The 14,535-nt window shown below is 71.8% G+C and carries 14 protein-coding genes and 1 pseudogene; 5 read left to right on the top strand and 10 right to left on the bottom strand.

The features are described 5' to 3' along the window. Positions 1 to 48: 48 nt before the first annotated feature. From BA175_RS25905 to BA175_RS25890, 4 genes and pseudogenes are all read right to left on the bottom strand, one after another. Complete coding sequence (locus BA175_RS25905) at positions 49 to 1,494, bottom strand: glyceraldehyde-3-phosphate dehydrogenase (RefSeq protein WP_069173935.1); 1,446 nt, start codon at positions 1,492 to 1,494, stop codon at positions 49 to 51. A gap of 180 nt (positions 1,495 to 1,674) precedes the next feature. Next, a pseudogene (locus BA175_RS25900) lies at positions 1,675 to 2,432 on the bottom strand (ZIP family metal transporter). Between the two features lie 202 nt (positions 2,433 to 2,634). Then, positions 2,635 to 4,284, bottom strand: coding sequence for an FAD-dependent oxidoreductase (locus tag BA175_RS25895; protein ID WP_069173934.1), 1,650 nt, complete (start codon positions 4,282 to 4,284; stop codon positions 2,635 to 2,637). 9 nt (positions 4,285 to 4,293) lie between these two features. Beyond that, positions 4,294 to 5,208: an AurF N-oxygenase family protein gene (locus BA175_RS25890; RefSeq protein ID WP_069173933.1), complete on the bottom strand. Its 915-nt coding sequence runs from the start codon at positions 5,206 to 5,208 to the stop codon at positions 4,294 to 4,296. 608 nt (positions 5,209 to 5,816) lie between these two features. On the opposite strand from BA175_RS25890, the gene BA175_RS25885 reads away from it, so the two are divergent. Continuing rightward, complete coding sequence (locus BA175_RS25885; protein WP_069173932.1) at positions 5,817 to 6,581, top strand: YqjF family protein; 765 nt, start codon at positions 5,817 to 5,819, stop codon at positions 6,579 to 6,581. An 83-nt stretch (positions 6,582 to 6,664) separates the two neighbouring features. Further along, entirely contained in the window at positions 6,665 to 9,370 is a 2,706-nt protein-coding gene (locus BA175_RS25880) for a SpoIIE family protein phosphatase/ATP-binding protein (protein ID WP_069173931.1), read from the top strand. A gap of 194 nt (positions 9,371 to 9,564) precedes the next feature. On the opposite strand, the gene BA175_RS25875 is transcribed toward BA175_RS25880, so the two are convergent. Both BA175_RS25875 and BA175_RS32025 read right to left on the bottom strand, forming a co-directional pair. Then, on the bottom strand, positions 9,565 to 10,419 hold the full coding sequence (locus BA175_RS25875) for an alpha/beta hydrolase (RefSeq protein ID WP_069173930.1): 855 nt from the start codon (positions 10,417 to 10,419) through the stop codon (positions 9,565 to 9,567). After that, entirely contained in the window at positions 10,416 to 10,742 is a 327-nt protein-coding gene (locus BA175_RS32025; RefSeq protein ID WP_254667987.1) for an amidohydrolase family protein, read from the bottom strand. Before BA175_RS32025 ends, BA175_RS25875 begins: the two co-directional genes overlap by 4 nt. A 61-nt stretch (positions 10,743 to 10,803) precedes the next feature. On the opposite strand from BA175_RS32025, the gene BA175_RS32020 reads away from it, so the two are divergent. After that, entirely contained in the window at positions 10,804 to 10,998 is a 195-nt protein-coding gene (locus BA175_RS32020; RefSeq protein ID WP_254667986.1) for a hypothetical protein, read from the top strand. On the opposite strand, the gene BA175_RS31475 is transcribed toward BA175_RS32020, so the two are convergent. Next, a complete protein-coding gene (locus BA175_RS31475; RefSeq protein WP_217493243.1) occupies positions 10,965 to 11,645 on the bottom strand; it encodes an amidohydrolase family protein in 681 nt (226 codons plus the stop codon). The two genes, BA175_RS32020 and BA175_RS31475, sit on opposite strands and share 34 nt — an antisense overlap. 48 nt (positions 11,646 to 11,693) lie before the next feature. On the opposite strand from BA175_RS31475, the gene BA175_RS25865 reads away from it, so the two are divergent. Both BA175_RS25865 and BA175_RS30190 read left to right on the top strand, forming a co-directional pair. Next, a complete protein-coding gene (locus BA175_RS25865; RefSeq protein WP_069173929.1) occupies positions 11,694 to 12,290 on the top strand; it encodes a TetR/AcrR family transcriptional regulator in 597 nt (198 codons plus the stop codon). Beyond that, a complete protein-coding gene (locus tag BA175_RS30190; RefSeq protein WP_079159812.1) occupies positions 12,284 to 12,592 on the top strand; it encodes an FAD-dependent oxidoreductase in 309 nt (102 codons plus the stop codon). Before BA175_RS25865 ends, BA175_RS30190 begins: the two co-directional genes overlap by 7 nt. A gap of 99 nt (positions 12,593 to 12,691) precedes the next feature. On the opposite strand, the gene BA175_RS25860 is transcribed toward BA175_RS30190, so the two are convergent. Genes BA175_RS25860 through BA175_RS25850 form a run of 3 tightly spaced genes read right to left on the bottom strand, consistent with a single transcriptional unit; the run spans position 12,692 to position 14,450 of the window. Further along, positions 12,692 to 12,988 carry a hypothetical protein gene (locus BA175_RS25860; RefSeq protein WP_069173928.1) on the bottom strand — a complete coding sequence of 99 codons (297 nt, stop codon included), beginning with the start codon at positions 12,986 to 12,988 and terminating at the stop codon, positions 12,692 to 12,694. After that, positions 12,985 to 13,632 carry a class I SAM-dependent methyltransferase gene (locus BA175_RS25855; protein ID WP_069173927.1) on the bottom strand — a complete coding sequence of 216 codons (648 nt, stop codon included), beginning with the start codon at positions 13,630 to 13,632 and terminating at the stop codon, positions 12,985 to 12,987. Before BA175_RS25855 ends, BA175_RS25860 begins: the two co-directional genes overlap by 4 nt. Before the next feature lie 32 nt (positions 13,633 to 13,664). Next, positions 13,665 to 14,450, bottom strand: a complete 786-nt coding sequence (locus tag BA175_RS25850; protein WP_069173926.1) for an SAM-dependent methyltransferase — start codon at positions 14,448 to 14,450, stop codon at positions 13,665 to 13,667. Positions 14,451 to 14,535: the final 85 nt, after the last annotated feature.

The following is a 14,535-nucleotide window of genomic DNA, read 5'->3' as shown; positions in this document are numbered from 1 at the left end:
GCGGACCCTGCCGGCCGACCACCGGGCCGGCAAGGTCCGCGAGCGGGCTCAGGGAGCGGGCGCCGGGTAGGTGGGGTACTCGACGCCCGAGACGTGCTGGACGACCCGGATGACCTGGCAGGAGTAGCCGAACTCGTTGTCGTACCAGAGGTACAGGATCGCGTTGTCACCCTCGACCTTGGTGGCGCCGGCGTCGACGATCGAGGCGTGGCGCGAGCCGATGAAGTCGCTCGACACGGCGTCGGGGGCGCTGATGAAGTCGATCTGCCGCTTGAGCGGCGAGGTCAGGGACACGTTGCGCAGGTAGTCGAGGACGTCCTCGCGGGTGGTCTCCCGGCCGAGCTGCAGATTGAGGATCGCGATCGAGACGTCCGGCACGGGTACGCGGATGGAGCTGCCGGTGATCTTCGCGTCGAGGTCGGGCAGCGCCTTCGCGACGGCGGAGGCGGCGCCGGTCTCGGTGATGACCATGTTCAGCGGTGCCGAACGGCCCCGGCGGTCGGACGCGTGGTAATTGTCCAGCAGGTTCTGGTCGTTGGTGAACGAGTGGACGGTCTCCACGTGGCCCCGCAGGACGCCGTACTCGTCGTCCATCGCCTTCAGCGGCGGCACGATGGCATTGGTCGTGCAGGACGCGCAGGACAGGATCTGCTCGTCCGGCTTGATCGTGTCGTGGTTGACACCGTGCACGATGTTGGGGACGTCGCCCTTGCCCGGCGCGGTGAGGACGACCTTGGCGATCCCGGGACGCAGGTGCTGGGACAGGCCCTCGCGGTCGCGCCACCGGCCGGTGTTGTCGATGAGGATGGCGTCCTTGATCCCGTGCTCCGTGTAGTCCAGCGAGGCCGGGTCGTCGGAGTAGATCACCTTGATCTCGTTGCCGTTGGCGACGATCCGGCTGTTCGCCTCGTCGACCGTGATCGTCCCCTGGAACTGGCCGTGGATGGAGTCGCGCCGCAGCAGCGAGGCGCGCTTGACCAGGTCCTGTCCGGCCGCCCTGCGGACGACGATGGCACGCAGCCGCAGGCCGTTGCCGGAACCGGCCTTCTCGATCAGCAGACGGGCGACGAGGCGGCCGATGCGGCCGAATCCGTAGAGCACGACATCGCGCGGCTCGCGGCGCTCGATCTTGTTGGCGCCCGTCGCGCCGGCGACCGCCTCGGCGGTGAACTCGGCGACGGACAGGCCGTGACCGTCGGACCGGTAGGTGGCGGCGAGCATGCCGATGTCGATCTGGGCCGGGCCGAGGTCCAGGGTGGTGAGCGCCTGCAGGAAAGGCATCGTCTCCGTGACCGAGAGTTCCTCGCCGGCTATCTGGCGGGCGAACCGGTGGATCTTCAGGAGGCTGACCACCGACCTGTTCACCAGGGAGCGGCTGTGGAGGAGGACCGTGACGTCCCGCTCCCGGTGCAGCTTCCCGATGATCGGGATCATCGACTCCGCGATCTCCTCGCGGGTCTTCCAGTTCGTGAACGCGTCTTCGTTGACAGTCACAGGTCCATCTTTCGAGCTAGGCGGTGCTCATATGTTAGCCCCTCGATTTTCTGATCATCCGGACGGTCCCGCCGAGCGGTTCCCCTGCCCGGCCGAGGGCGCCCGGAGCGGGATCCGGAGCCGGGCGGGGCAGGGGTCACGCGAGTCGGCCGCGCCGCAGGGCGGGCGGGAACGGACAGGTCAGGCGTGGGAGAGCGCGAAGGACACCAGGAAGCCGCTGACGATGATCAGACCCATGGCGAGGTGCGTGTCCTCGAAGGCCTCGGGGATCATCGTGTCCGCGATCATGGCGAGTACGGCGCCTGCGGCGACGGCGGTGACCGCGGCGATCACGGCCGGTGAGAAACCGCCGACGACGGTGTAGCCGAGGACCGCGGACACGGCGCACGTCGCGGCGATCGCCCCCCAGACGCCGAAGACGTACGTCTTGCCGCGGCCGGCCTTCCGCATACCCGCCGCGCTCGACAATCCCTCCGGGACGTTGCTGATGAACACGGCAGCCACCGTCACCAGACTCACCGCACCGCCGTCGAGGAGGCTCACCCCGATGACCGCGGACTCCGGCACGCCGTCGAGCAGCGCCCCCCCCGGGCGAGCGCCAGCCCGGAACCGCCCTGCTCGGCCTCGGACGGCTGAACCTGCCCCTACCCGGACCTCTTGCGGTGCCGCGCCCCGCGGCGGGCCGGCCACAGGTTCCCCACCGTGTAGGCGACGGCCCCGCCGAGCGTCCCCACGGCGGCGGGTGCCAGCCCTGCCTGGTCGTACGCCTCCCCGACCAGTTCGAAGGAGACGGCGGAGATCAGGACCCCCGCGCCGAAGGCCATGACGGTCGCGATCACCCGCTGCGGTACCCGCACGCCGTAACCGGCCGCCGCGCCGAGGAGCAGTGCCGAACCGGCCACCAGCCCCCACAGACCTGCCTGTGCCACTTCGTCCACGCAGTCCCCGTACCCCGGACGGCCGTGATCACAGCCCGGCCGGCAGGTCCCGGCCGCACGGCCGGCGCGGTGCCCCGCAATCGTCCGCCGCGGGAGGAGGGGCTGTCCGCTTCTGCTCGGGCCCGGAACTCCCCGGGCGCCGGCCCGGCGCGCCCGCCGCGTTCAGCCGGTCGGGGCGGCGGGCCGGAGCCGGATCAGGCCGTCAGCGGGTGAGTCGCAAGCGGCCGCGCTTCGACGCCGCCACCAGCTCCGCCACCGTCGCGAACTTCACCCGGGGCCGTCCTTCCAGGCGCCCCCTGGCCAGCTCGGCCCGGTCGATCTCCGCCAGCCCACGGGCGTCGACGACCGCGCGCGTGCGACCCCGCACCAGCCGCCGGAAGGCCCTCGGTGCGTGCCGGGGCGCGGGCAGCGCGCCCTCCACCGCGTCGGCCAGCAGCGTGCCGACGGTCTCGGCCGCGCAGACCCGGTTGGCGCCGATCCCGCCGGAGGGGCCCCGCTTGATCCATCCCACGACGTACGTGCCGGGCCGGCCCGCCACGCGGCCGCCCTCGTGCGGGACGGTGCCCGTCGACTCGTCGAACGGCAGCCCCGCGACCGGTACCCCGCGGTAGCCGACGGCCCGCAGCACCATTCCCGCCGCGATCTCCGGGCCGTCGGGGCCGCCCGTGACCCGTACGGCACGCACGCCGTCCTCGCCCAGCATCTCCACCGCCTCCGAGTGGAAGCGGAACACGATGCGCCGGCCCGCCCCCGGGGCGAGCGACCAGTCCACCTGCTCGCGGGTGACTCCCCGCAGGACCGCCGCCTTGTCGTCCTCGCCGGCCGCGTCGACGGCCGCGCCGATCCGCGGGTCGTGGTCGTCGACGACCAGCTCGACGCCCGGCAGGTGTGTGAGGGCCAGCAGTTCCGAGCGGGTGTACGCCGCGTCCTGCGGGCCCCGCCGGCCGAGCACCACCACCTCGCGCACCCCGCCGGAGCGCAGGGCGTCGAGTGCGTGGTCGGCGATGTCGCTGCCGGCCAGCGCGTCCGGGTCCGACACCAGGATGCGGGCCGCGTCCAGGGCGACGTTGCCGTTACCGACCACGACCACCCGGTCCGTGGCGGGAGCGACGGTGTCCGCAGGGGTCTCGGGGTGGGCGTTGTACCAGGACACGAACGTCGTCGCGCAGAGGCTGCCGGCCAGGTCCTCGCCCGGGATCCCGAGCCGGCGACCGGTGGAGGCGCCGACGGCGTAGACGACCGCGTCGTGGTGCTCGGCGAGTTCCTCCGGCGTGATGTCCTCTCCCACGTCGAGGCCGAGGTACATGCGCACGCGCGGATGGGTGTGGAACCTGGCGAAGGCGTCGCCCGCCTTCTTGGTCGACAGGTGGTCGGGCGCCACGCCGTAGCGCAGGAGCCCGCCCGCGACGGGCAGCCGGTCGATCAGCGTCACCTCGGCACCGGTGTGCAGCAGCAGGTCCTCCGCGGCGTACATCCCGGCCGGGCCCGTACCGACCACCGCGACCCGGATCGGCGGGAAGTCGGAGGGGAGGCTGCGGGCGAAGGCGGGTGCGCCCCAGGCGTGGAAGTTCGGGCCCTCGTCGACCGGTGCGGGCTCCCGGCCGGCGAAGTACGCCGCGTTGATCGGCCCGTACTCCTTCTGCGCCCCGGACAGCGTGTCCACGGGGAAGACCGCGTCGACCGGGCAGGCGTCGGCGCAGGCCCCGCAGTCGATGCAGGACCTCGGGTCGATGTACAGCATCTCCGTGCTGCCGAAGTCCTCCTCCCCGGGCGCCGGATGGATGCAGTTGACGGGGCACACCGCGACGCAGGCGGCGTCGCTGCAGCACGTCTGGGTGATGGCGTAGGTCATGTCGTCCGCTCAGATCAGGTGGGCGCGCTTGTAGAAGAACAGCGCCGGCTTGGTGAGCAGGCGGGCCGAGGCGAGGAAGTCCATGAGCCCCGCACAGCTCGAACGCATCATCGACTTGTGGTGCTCGTTGGCCTTCGCCTCGGCGATGGCCCGCTTCCCGTCGAGTCCGGCGTCGGCGTACACGTTCTTGTTGACCATGCTGGTCACGATGACGTACGAGGCGATCGCGATCACGAGCGCGTGGATCCGGCGGCGCACCCGTCCGGCCCCGCTCAGGTGCCGGCGCGTCTCGGCGCGGGCGAACTTCATGTGCCGGGACTCCTCGACGACATGGATGTTGTTGATGGTCCGTACGAACGGCACGACCCGCTCGTCGCGCATCCAGTCGCGCTGCATGACGTCGAGGACCTCCTCCGCGACCAGGATGGCCGCGTAGGCCGCCTCGCCGAACGCGACCGTCTTGAAGGCCCGCCCGAGCTCGATCGCGAGCCGGTGCGGCCGGTAGGCGGGCGCGCCCAGCTTCCGCGCCCCGCGGGCGAACATGATCGAGTGCCGGCACTCCTCGGCTATCTCGGTCAGCGCCCACTGCACGTCGGCCCCCGCCGGGTCCTTCGCGTAGATGTCGCGGAGCACCATCTGCTGCAGGATCATCTCGAACCAGATGCCCGTGCTGGCCACCGACGCCGCCTCGTGGCGGGTCAGTTCCCTGCGCTGGGCCTCGCTCATCTCCTGCCAGTACGCCGTGCCGTACAGGGTGCTCCACTCGGGGCTGGCGCCGTGGAAGGCCTTGTCCAGCGGGGTCTCCCAGTCGACCTCCGTGGCGGGGTCGTACGCCAGCGTGGCCGCCGAGTCGAGCAGGCGGCGGGCGACTTCGTGGTCTTCGGGCCGGTCCTGGGCTTCCGGCCGGACGGTGCTGCTTGCCATGGTGCGGCTCCTCGGTTCGCGTGCGGTCGAACGGCTGCGGGGGCGGGCGCCGGAAGGCGTGCGGGGCACGAGAGTGCGACCGCCGCCCTCGGGGCGCCGTGCGGGGGCCGGAGCGCGGGCGTGGCCTGCGGTGGAGGGGGCGCGGTGGGCGGGCGGTCAACCCCGGCTTTCCGTGCCTCTGCCGCCGGTGGCGTGCCGCGGTCGTGTTCCTCCGACCGCCATGACCGACACCTCCGGTGGATCACTGTGAGGCAGCGCCCTGCCCCGGCTTATTAGACGCAAGGTATAGCAAGGAGGCCGACGGGCCTACCCCTCGGTAGGAAATGCGCGCACTCCTTCGCGGTTTCTCCGCTTTCCGGTCGCCTCCGGAGGGGTGCCGGATGCCCCGGCGAAGGCAAAGGGAAGGGGGCCGACGGTCCACACGCCTCCCGGCCGGCCGTCCTCGAGGGTGCGCCACGCGCGGATCACGGTCTCGCCGGTGGCCGCGGGGCATGGTCCTCCCGCTCGCCGCTCTCCCCGCGCCGGACCGTGCACGGCATTCCCGGTCGTCCGGGAGCCGGGCGCGCCCCCGCCCCGTACGGCCGGACCCGCTCTGCCATGCTGGTGAGGTGCCGTCACCGCCCCGTGCGCCCCAGGAGATCGTCCCGGACCCGCCCCACCCCGGGCTGAGCCCCCTGATGACCCAGTCCTGGCTGGACCTGGCGTTCCTCCACTGGGCGGCCGACCCCGCCGACGTGGCTCCGCTCCTTCCCGCCGGTACGGTGCCCGACACCCTGGACGGCGTCACCTACGTCGGCCTCGTCGCCTTCCGCATGCACCGGGTCGGCTGGTTCCGCCTCCCCGGCGTCCCCTATCTCGGTACCTTTCCCGAGACGAACGTCCGCCTGTACTCGCGGGACTCCCACGGGCGGCGCGGAGTGGTCTTCCGCTCGCTGGACGCCTCCCGGCTGATACCCGTGGCCGTGGCCCGCACGGTGTTCCGGCTGCCCTACGTGTGGTCCCGCATGTCGATCCGGCACGACGCCGGCACCGTCACCTACTCCAGCAGCCGGCGTCTGCCCGGGCCGCGCGGCGCCCACAGCCGGATCGTGCTGCGGATCGGCGACCCGGTCGTCGCCCCCGGTCCGCTCGACCACTTCCTGACCGCCCGCTGGGGCATGCACAGCACCTTCTTCGGGCGGCCGATGTACCTGCCGAACACCCACCCCCGCTGGCCGCTGCACCGGGCTCAACTCCTGGAGTGCGACGAGAACCTGGTCAGTGCCGCGGGCCTCGCCGCGCCCGTGGGCGAGCCGGTGAGCGTCCTGTACTCCCCGGGAGTACCCGTACGCTTCGGCCGCCCCGCCCGCCCCGCGGGTATCCCGACCCCGTGAGCCGGCGCACCGGCCCGAACCGGCCCCGGGACGAGGGACGCACCGGCTCGCCCGCCGTAGGGGGAGGGTGTAGAAAGGGGGGCATGGCCGGACGCTACGGCCGCCCGCGCTCGTTTCTCCCGATGAGAACCGTCGCTGGTCAGGTCTTTCTCCTGCAGGTGGCGATCGTGGTGCTGCTCGTGGCCGCCGCCATGGCCGCGCTTGTGCTCCAGTCCAGGGCCGACAGCGAGCGGGAGGCTCGCAACCGGTCGGTCGCCGTGGCCGAGACCTTCGCCAACGCCCCCGGCATGGAAGCGGCGTTCAGGAGCCGCGATCCCAGTGCCGTCCTCCAGCCGAAGGCCGAAGCCGCCCGTCGGGGGTCCGGCGTCGACTTCATCGTCGTGGTCAACCGGAACGCCATCCGCTACACCCATCCCCTGCCCGACCGCATCGGGAAGAGATTCGTCGGTGACGTGCAGCCCGCGCTCCAGGGGCACGTCGTCACGGAGAAGATCACCGGGACGATCGGGCCGCTGATCCAGGCGGTGGTGCCCGTCCGCGACACGAACGGCCGAGTCATCGGAGCGGTGTCCGCCGGGATCACCATCGCCAGCGTGAGCGGGGTCGTCGAACAGCAGTTCCCCCTTCTGCTCGGCTCCGCCGCCGGGGTCCTGGTCCTCACCACCGCCGGTACCGCGCTCGTCAGCAGACGCCTGCGACGCCAGACGCGCGGCCTGGGGCCGGCCGAGATGACCCGGATGTACGAGCACCACGACGCCGTCCTGCACTCCGTGCGCGAAGGGGTGCTCATCGTGGGCGGCGACGGCCGGCTGCTGCTCGCCAACGACGAGGCGCGCCGCCTCCTGAGTCTGCCCGCCGACGTCGAGGGGCGGTCCGTCACCGACCTGAGGCTCGATCCCGTCACCACCGGGCTGCTGTCCTCGGGACGCATCGCGACCGACGAGGTGCTCTCCGTGGGCGACCGGCTGCTGGCCGTCAGCCAGCGCACCACGGACCAGGACGGCGGGCCGCCGGGCACCGTGACCACCCTGCGCGACACGACGGAACTCCAGGCCCTCACCGGCAAGGCCGCCGTGGCGCGGGGCCGGCTGCGACTGCTGTACGACGCGGGAACCGAGATCGGCACCGCCCTCGACGTCGTACAGACCTGCGAGGAACTGGCCCGCTTCGCCACGGACAGATTCGCCGACTACGCCACCGTGGACCTGGCCGAGACGGTGCTGCGCGGCGAGGAGCCGACGGCCTCCCGCAAGGTCACCGACATGCGGCGCACGGCCTTCAGCGGCGACCGCGACGACACCGGGCTCTACCCGCTGGGCTCGGTGATCCGCTTCCTGCCCACCGCAGCCGTCGGCGCCGGCCTGCAGAGGGGGCAGGCCGTGCTCGATCCCGAGCTGGCGCGGTTCTCCGGGTGGCAGCAGCAGCACCCCGAACGCGCCCGGCAGCTCGTCGACCACGGCTTCCACTCGATGATCGCGGTGCCCGTGAGGGCCCGGGGCGTCATCCTCGGGGTGGCCATGTTCTGGCGCGCGCAGAGGCCCGACCGCTTCGAGGAGGAGGACCTCTCGGTGGCCGAGGAACTCGTCGCCCGCGCAGCGGTGAGCATCGACAACGCCCGCCGCTACTCCCGCGAGCACACCGTGGCCGTCACGCTGCAGCGGAGTCTCCTGCCGCGCGGCCTGCCCGAGCAGAGCGCCATCGACGCCGCCTACCGCTACCTGCCCGCCCAGGCCGGGCTCGGCGGCCTCGGCGGCGTGGGCGGGGACTGGTTCGACATCATCCCCCTGCCGGGCGCCAGGGTCGCGCTCGTGGTCGGTGACGTCGTGGGCCACGGCCTCCACGCGGCCGCCACCATGGGGCGCCTGCGCACCGCGGTCCACAACTTCTCCACCCTGGACCTGCCGCCCGACGAACTGCTGTGGCACCTGGACGAACTCGTCGCCCGCATCGACCAGGACGAGGCGGCCGAGGGCTCCGGGAGCGGCGTCACCGGGGCGACCTGTCTCTACGCGATCTACGACCCGGTGTCCGGGCGCTGCACCATGGCGCGGGCCGGCCACCTCCAGCCGGTGATCATCGGCCCCGGGGGCGGCGCCGAGTTCGCCGACGTACCCGGCGGTCCGCCGCTGGGGCTCGGCGGCCTTCCCTTCGAGACCCTGGACGTGCAGCTGCCGAAGGACAGCCGTCTGGTCCTCTACACGGACGGGCTCGTCGAGGACCGCCACCGGGACATCGACGAGGGACTGCAGATGCTGCGCGGCACCCTTGCCGAGCACGCGGACGGGACACCCGAGGAGATCTGCGAAGCCGTCCTGCGTGTCCTCGTCCCGGCGCGTGCCCGCGACGACATCGCCCTGCTCGTCGGCCGCACCCGCCTGCTGGCCGCCGAGAACGTCGCCGACTGGGACGTGCCCTCCGACCCCGCTGCGGTCTCCCGGGTCCGCGCCGACGTGTCCCGCAAGCTGGTCGAGTGGGGCCTGGTCGAGGAGGCTTTCACGACCGAGCTGATCCTGAGCGAACTGGTCACCAACTCCATCCGCTACGCCACCGGGCCCATCCGCGTACGCCTGATCCGGGACCGCACCCTGATCTGCGAGGTGTCCGACCGCAGCAGCACCTCGCCCCACCTCCGCCAGGCGGCCACCACGGACGAGGGCGGGCGAGGCCTCTTCCTCGTCGCCCAGCTGGCGGAACGCTGGGGCACCCGCTACACGGACGACGGCGGCAAGGTCATCTGGACGGAGCAGATGCTCCAGACCACCGCGGATCCGGAGCCGTCGGCCCCCTGAAGCCCGTCCCGCGATTCACGGCGGGCGCGCGACGACAGCTACGGCACCTGGTACGACGGCCGTGCCCGTCACGCCCTCCAGGCCGGGGGCAGGTCGCGAGTGACGCCGTAGGTGACGCAGCAGACACCGCCGGCGTTCCTCGCGACCTTTCCTCCGACTCACAGGGGACGGAACGAGAGCTGCGGCATCCCGGCTCACCGGGCGCGGCAGGTCCTGAGGTAGCTGAGGAACGAAGCCTGCAGCCCGGTCACATGCGTCTCGTGCAGGAGGGCGCTGGTGACGGATCCGCCGTGTGAGGGGAGGCGGTGAAGGAACGTGGCCGCGTTCTTCGCGAGATTCCGGTAGACCGCCAGGTCTCCCAGCAGCTCCTGCTCGTTGAAGGTCACGTGCAGCCGGGTGTCCGGCAGGGTGGCGCCCATGGCTTCGAGCCGATCGAAGACCTGACTGTCCGTGGTGGCGATGCCGGGGCTGCCCGCGCCGATGCTCTCGAAGAAGGTGCTCCTGGTGAGCCAGGCGTAGAGACTGAAGAGTCCGCCGTAGGAGTAGCCGAAGAGGCCGTGACCGCTCGGGGCCGTGCCGTAGTCGCGTGCGACCCGCGGGTGCAGGTCGTCGGTGAGGAAGTCGAGGAACATGTCTCCGCGGCTGTCGCTCAGTGCGGCGAGGTAGCCGTCGGCCTGCTCGCGCGTCGTCGTGCCCCGTTCGACCCCCATCTCCACCGCGTCGACGTACTCCTTCGCGACGGGTTCGCCGGGGGGCACGAGGTCGCGGTTGCGCAACCGCTCCCAGTGCTCCGCTTCCTCGCCCGCGTAACCCACGCTGACCTGGACGTAGGGCCGAATCGCCTGCATGGGGTCCAGTTGCGTGACGATGAGAGGGGCGGTCATACCCACGGCCCAGTTGCCGTCGAGCACGTACACGACAGGCACCGGCGCCGCCGCAGGGTCGTAGTGCGGTGGCGTGGTGACCCAGACGCCGTAGTCGCGCCCACCGCCGGAGCGCAGCTCGAAGTAGTCGGTGTGGGGGAGGCAGCCCTGCCACATGGAGTTCATCTGAGGTCCTTCACGATCTGGCCGGCCTGGATGACCAGGACGGCGTTGGTGGGGTCGGAGAACAGTTCCGGGTCTTCCAGCGGGTTACCGCTCCACAGCACGAGGTCTGCCCGCGCGCCGGGAGCGATGACACCCACCTGGCCGGCCAGACCGAGGATCTCGGCGTTGGTCCGGGTCGCCGCGACGAGCGCCTCCATCGGCGACTCGAGGGCCGCGCGCAGGCTGAGTTCCTTGCCGCGACGGTCCTGGGCCGGACCGATGAGATCGGAACCCAGCCCGATCCGTACTCCCGCGCGCCTGGCGACAGCGAGCGCACGCGCCATCCGCTCGCGTGTGCCCTCGGCCCGGTCGCGGAGACTCGGCGAGGCCGGCTCCGGCGGTGTCGTGCAGCAGTTGCTCGACGACGGCGAACGTGGGCACGAGGGCAACCTCGCGATCGGCCATGAGAGCCGCTGTGGACTCGTCGAGGCCGGTGCCGTGCTCGACGCAGCGCACCCCGGCCTCGACCGCACGGCGTATGCCCTCGTTGTTGTGGGCGTGGACGGTCAAACACAGGTGTTCCGCGCCGCGGCTTCCTGAACTGCGACAGCGATCTCTTCGACGGTGAACTGGGTGTCGGACAGGCGGTCATGTCCGCCCACCACTCCGCCTGTCACGCAGAGCTTCAGGAAGGAGGCTCCGCGACGGAAGGCTTCGCGGACGTTGTGCCGCAGCTCGTCCGCGTTGCCCGCCATCATCGACAGGACGCACAGCCCCGGGATGTGGTGGCTGCTCCACAGCTCGGTGGGTTCCCATGCGGCTCCGTAGTAGCCGTGCCCACCGATCTGGCACTGGACAGGTCCGCACGACAGGACGCGCGGCCCTCTGACCTTGCCCTTCGCGATCGCGGTGACGACACCGCCGTCGATCCCGCCGGTGTCGCGCTCGGTGGTGAAGCCGGCGTCGAGTGTCGCGCCGGCCGTGGCGAAGACGTCCGCCGCGATCTCGGCGGCGCTGATCCGGAACGAGAAGTGCGGCTGGATCGGGCTCGACAGGCCCAGGTGGACGTGGGCGTCGATCAGGCCGGGCGTCATCGTCAGCCCCTCGGCATCGAGACGCTCGCCGTGCGCGCCGGAGGCACCGAGGCGGGTGATGCGTCCGTTCTCGATCGTGACGCCGAACTTGCCGGGGTCGCACCCTGATCCGTCGACGACCGTCGCGCCGACCACATGAGCAGGTCCCATCATCGCTCCTCGCCGTTGCGCATCTTCTTTTCCAATGGATAAACTCCGGGAGTGATCCTGTCAACCTCCCAACGCAACGGCAGCGCGCGCGAGCGGCTCCTGGCACGGCTTCTCGACGCCTTCGGCGAAGCCCTTCCCCCGCCGGAGATGTCGCTCCGTGAGATCGCCGCCCGGATCGAGACCAGCCACGCCCTGCTGCGCTACCACTTCGGGTCGCTCCCGGGCGTCCTGGCCGCCCTGCTCACCGCCCAGCGATCCCGTGACAACGAGGCACTTCTGGAGGCCGCCCAGCAGGGCACCTTCGACGATTTCGTCCGGGCGATCTGGCGTGCTTACACCCGGCCGGAGCAGCTGTCGCGTGTCCGCGGCTTCTTCCACGTCGTCGGACTGGCCGCGTACGCCCCCGAGGACTTCCGTGAGTTCGTGGAGTCGATCGACGACCTGACCGTGATGCTGTCCTCACTCGCGGAACGCGAAGGACTCGAGGCGAAGGACGCGCGCGAGGTGGCCACCGTCACCGTTGCCGCGATGCGCGGCCTCCTCCTGCGGGAAGTCCTGACTCCCGGAACCCGCTCGGAGGACGCGGTCACCTTGATCTTGCGCATGAGCGAGGGCCGACCCGCTCCACGACCACGTCCAGAATGTTGAGCGGCCTTCCGCCTCCACGACGGCGGAGGGCGGCGACCCGCCGCCCCCCCGCGCCAACCGTCCGGTCCCGCGACAGGAAGGCGAGTCGAAACACGACGGAGAACACAGACGCAGTCGTCGTCGGGGCCGGGGCCATCGGGTCCTCCGTCGCTCTCGAACTGGCGCGGAGCGGCCTGCGGGTGGTCGTCGTCGACAAGTTCGGCGGCGCAGGCAACGGCTCCACCGGTGCCTCGAGCGCCGTGGTCCGCTTCACCTATCCCACGATCGCGGGGGTCGACGCCGCGTGGGAGTCCCGTTACTGATCGGCATGCGGCCGGGGCCCGCCGGCGGGGCGACAGGGCGTACTCCTCCCGCAGACGCCTCCCAGTGCCGCCGCGGAATCCGCCGCACCGTCCCGGCTGTCAGCAGGGCGGGCGAACGGCCGCCGCCCCGACCGCGGTGGGCGCAGTGCGCCGGCCCGTACGCCACATCTCGATGAGCGGCTTCCGCCACAGCGCCGACGCGCCGAACAGCAGGGTCCCGTCCTCACCGACGATGATCTGACCGCCGCCGAAACCGACCTGCCACACGTACACCGCGCGTTCCTCAGTGAGTGCCTCCACACCGAACTCCATGCCCCGCGTCAGCATGCCGAGGCAGTGCCGGCCCACCTCGGCCAGCTGCTCCTGGTGCGGGGTCAGTGCTCCGGCGCCGCTCATACGCCCGTCCCCGGATCCCGGCGGCAGTGCAGGAACACATGGGGCTCCGGCGCCGCCCCGGGGTCGTCCGGGGTGAAGAGGACGTCCTCCCGTGACAGGAGGGAGAGCCCCGCACCGGCTGCGAGGGCCGCGAAGGCGTCAGGTCCGAAACTGGTCACGCGCACCTCCTGCCCCATGAAGACCGCGCTCACGCCCTCCACGTCCAGCGGCACCGTCGCCAGGACCAGGTGCCCGCCCGGCCGCAGGGCTCCCGCGAGCCGGTGGACGAGGGTGGTCTGCTCCGCCCGGGACATCTGCAGGAGGGAGAAGTAGACGCACACCGCGTCGAAACTCTCCCCGTCGAGCGGCAGCCCACGGATGTCGGCGCAGCGGAACGAGGCTTCCGGGACCTGCCGGGACGCCAGCTCCACCATCACGGGCGAGACGTCGACACCCAGCACCTCGTGCCCGGCGTCGGCCAGGACGCGGGCCGTCGGCCTGCCCGTACCGCTGCCGACGTCCAGCACACGGCTGTGCGGCGCGAGGTGCTCCAGCAGCCGGGCCAGCGAGGCCCGGTGGGCGGCCGAGCCGGCGAAGGCCCGCTCGTAGGCACCTCCGATGGCGTCGAACACCTCGGCTGCCGCACGCTCGTGGTTCCCGGTCATCCCGGCGTCCTCTCCGTGGCCTCGGCACAGCCTCACACGGTCCGGGCCACTCCGACGTACAGACCGCTGAACTCCGGCCGGGGAGCGGGTGCGGTGCGGAACCACTCGGGCGCCGTGACGAGACCCGGGTCCACGATGTCCATGCCCTCGAAGAACCGGGCGAACTCGGCACGGGAGCGCAGCGCGAGCCGGATGCCGCCCTTGCGGTACTCGGCCGCGCCCTGCTCACCCCGCTCGGGGTTCACGTCCGACGCGCCCTGCGACAGCACCACGTAACTGCCGGGGTGCAGGACCGCCGCCAGGGTGCGGACGATGGCGAACGGGTCCTCGTCGTCGGGCAGGAAGTGGAGGAGGCCCAGGAGCGAGAGCGCGACGGGACGGTCGAAGTCCAGGACCCGGCGGGCGGCATCGATGATCGTGTCCGGCTCGCGTACGTCCGCCGGCACGTACTCCGTCGCCCCCTCGGGCCGGCTGACCAGCAGGGCCTCGGCGTGCCGCAGGACGATCGGGTCGTTGTCGCAGTACACGACGCGCGACGCCGGATTGATCTCCTGGGCGATCTGGTGCAGATTCGGCGCGGTCGGGATACCCGTGCCGATGTCGAGGAACTGGTCCACGCCCTCGCCGGCCAGCCACGCCGTCGCGCGGTTCATGAACGCGCGGTTCTGGACGGCCCCGGTCCGGGCCTCGGCCGGCAGCTGCTCGGCCACCGCCTGGTCCACGGGGTAGTTGTCCTTGCCGCCGAGGAGCGCGTCGTAGACGCGTGCCGACTGCGGGCGGCTGGTGTCGATCGGGGGCTGAGGTGTCCCAGTCGTCATGACGAACTCCGTCGAGGATGGCGGTACGCGTGGGGCGCGGGCGTGGTGAGCGGCTCCGCGGGCGAAGTCTGCCACACCAATTCCC

The sequence above is a fragment of the Streptomyces griseus genome (assembly GCF_001715295.1).
GTDB lineage: Bacteria > Actinomycetota > Actinomycetes > Streptomycetales > Streptomycetaceae > Streptomyces > Streptomyces griseus_G.
The sequence above is the reverse complement of the archived record's forward strand: the minus strand, read 5'-3'. Positions and strand labels throughout refer to the sequence as shown.

What these genes read in the sequence shown, in the direction of transcription:
- BA175_RS25895 (WP_069173934.1), bottom strand. Translation starts at nt 4,284, where the DNA reads ATGACCTACGCCATCACCCAGACGTGCTGCAGCGACGCCGCCTGCGTC.
- BA175_RS32025 (WP_254667987.1), bottom strand. Translation starts at nt 10,742, where the DNA reads ATGGCGCGTGCGCTCGCTGTCGCCAGGCGCGCGGGAGTACGGATCGGG.
- BA175_RS25850 (WP_069173926.1), bottom strand. Translation starts at nt 14,450, where the DNA reads ATGACGACTGGGACACCTCAGCCCCCGATCGACACCAGCCGCCCGCAG.
- BA175_RS25875 (WP_069173930.1), bottom strand. Translation starts at nt 10,419, where the DNA reads ATGAACTCCATGTGGCAGGGCTGCCTCCCCCACACCGACTACTTCGAG.
- BA175_RS31475 (WP_217493243.1), bottom strand. Translation starts at nt 11,645, where the DNA reads ATGATGGGACCTGCTCATGTGGTCGGCGCGACGGTCGTCGACGGATCA.
- BA175_RS25880 (WP_069173931.1), top strand. Translation starts at nt 6,665, where the DNA reads ATGGCCGGACGCTACGGCCGCCCGCGCTCGTTTCTCCCGATGAGAACC.
- BA175_RS30190 (WP_079159812.1), top strand. Translation starts at nt 12,284, where the DNA reads ATGTTGAGCGGCCTTCCGCCTCCACGACGGCGGAGGGCGGCGACCCGC.
- BA175_RS25890 (WP_069173933.1), bottom strand. Translation starts at nt 5,208, where the DNA reads ATGGCAAGCAGCACCGTCCGGCCGGAAGCCCAGGACCGGCCCGAAGAC.
- BA175_RS25860 (WP_069173928.1), bottom strand. Translation starts at nt 12,988, where the DNA reads ATGAGCGGCGCCGGAGCACTGACCCCGCACCAGGAGCAGCTGGCCGAG.
- BA175_RS25855 (WP_069173927.1), bottom strand. Translation starts at nt 13,632, where the DNA reads ATGACCGGGAACCACGAGCGTGCGGCAGCCGAGGTGTTCGACGCCATC.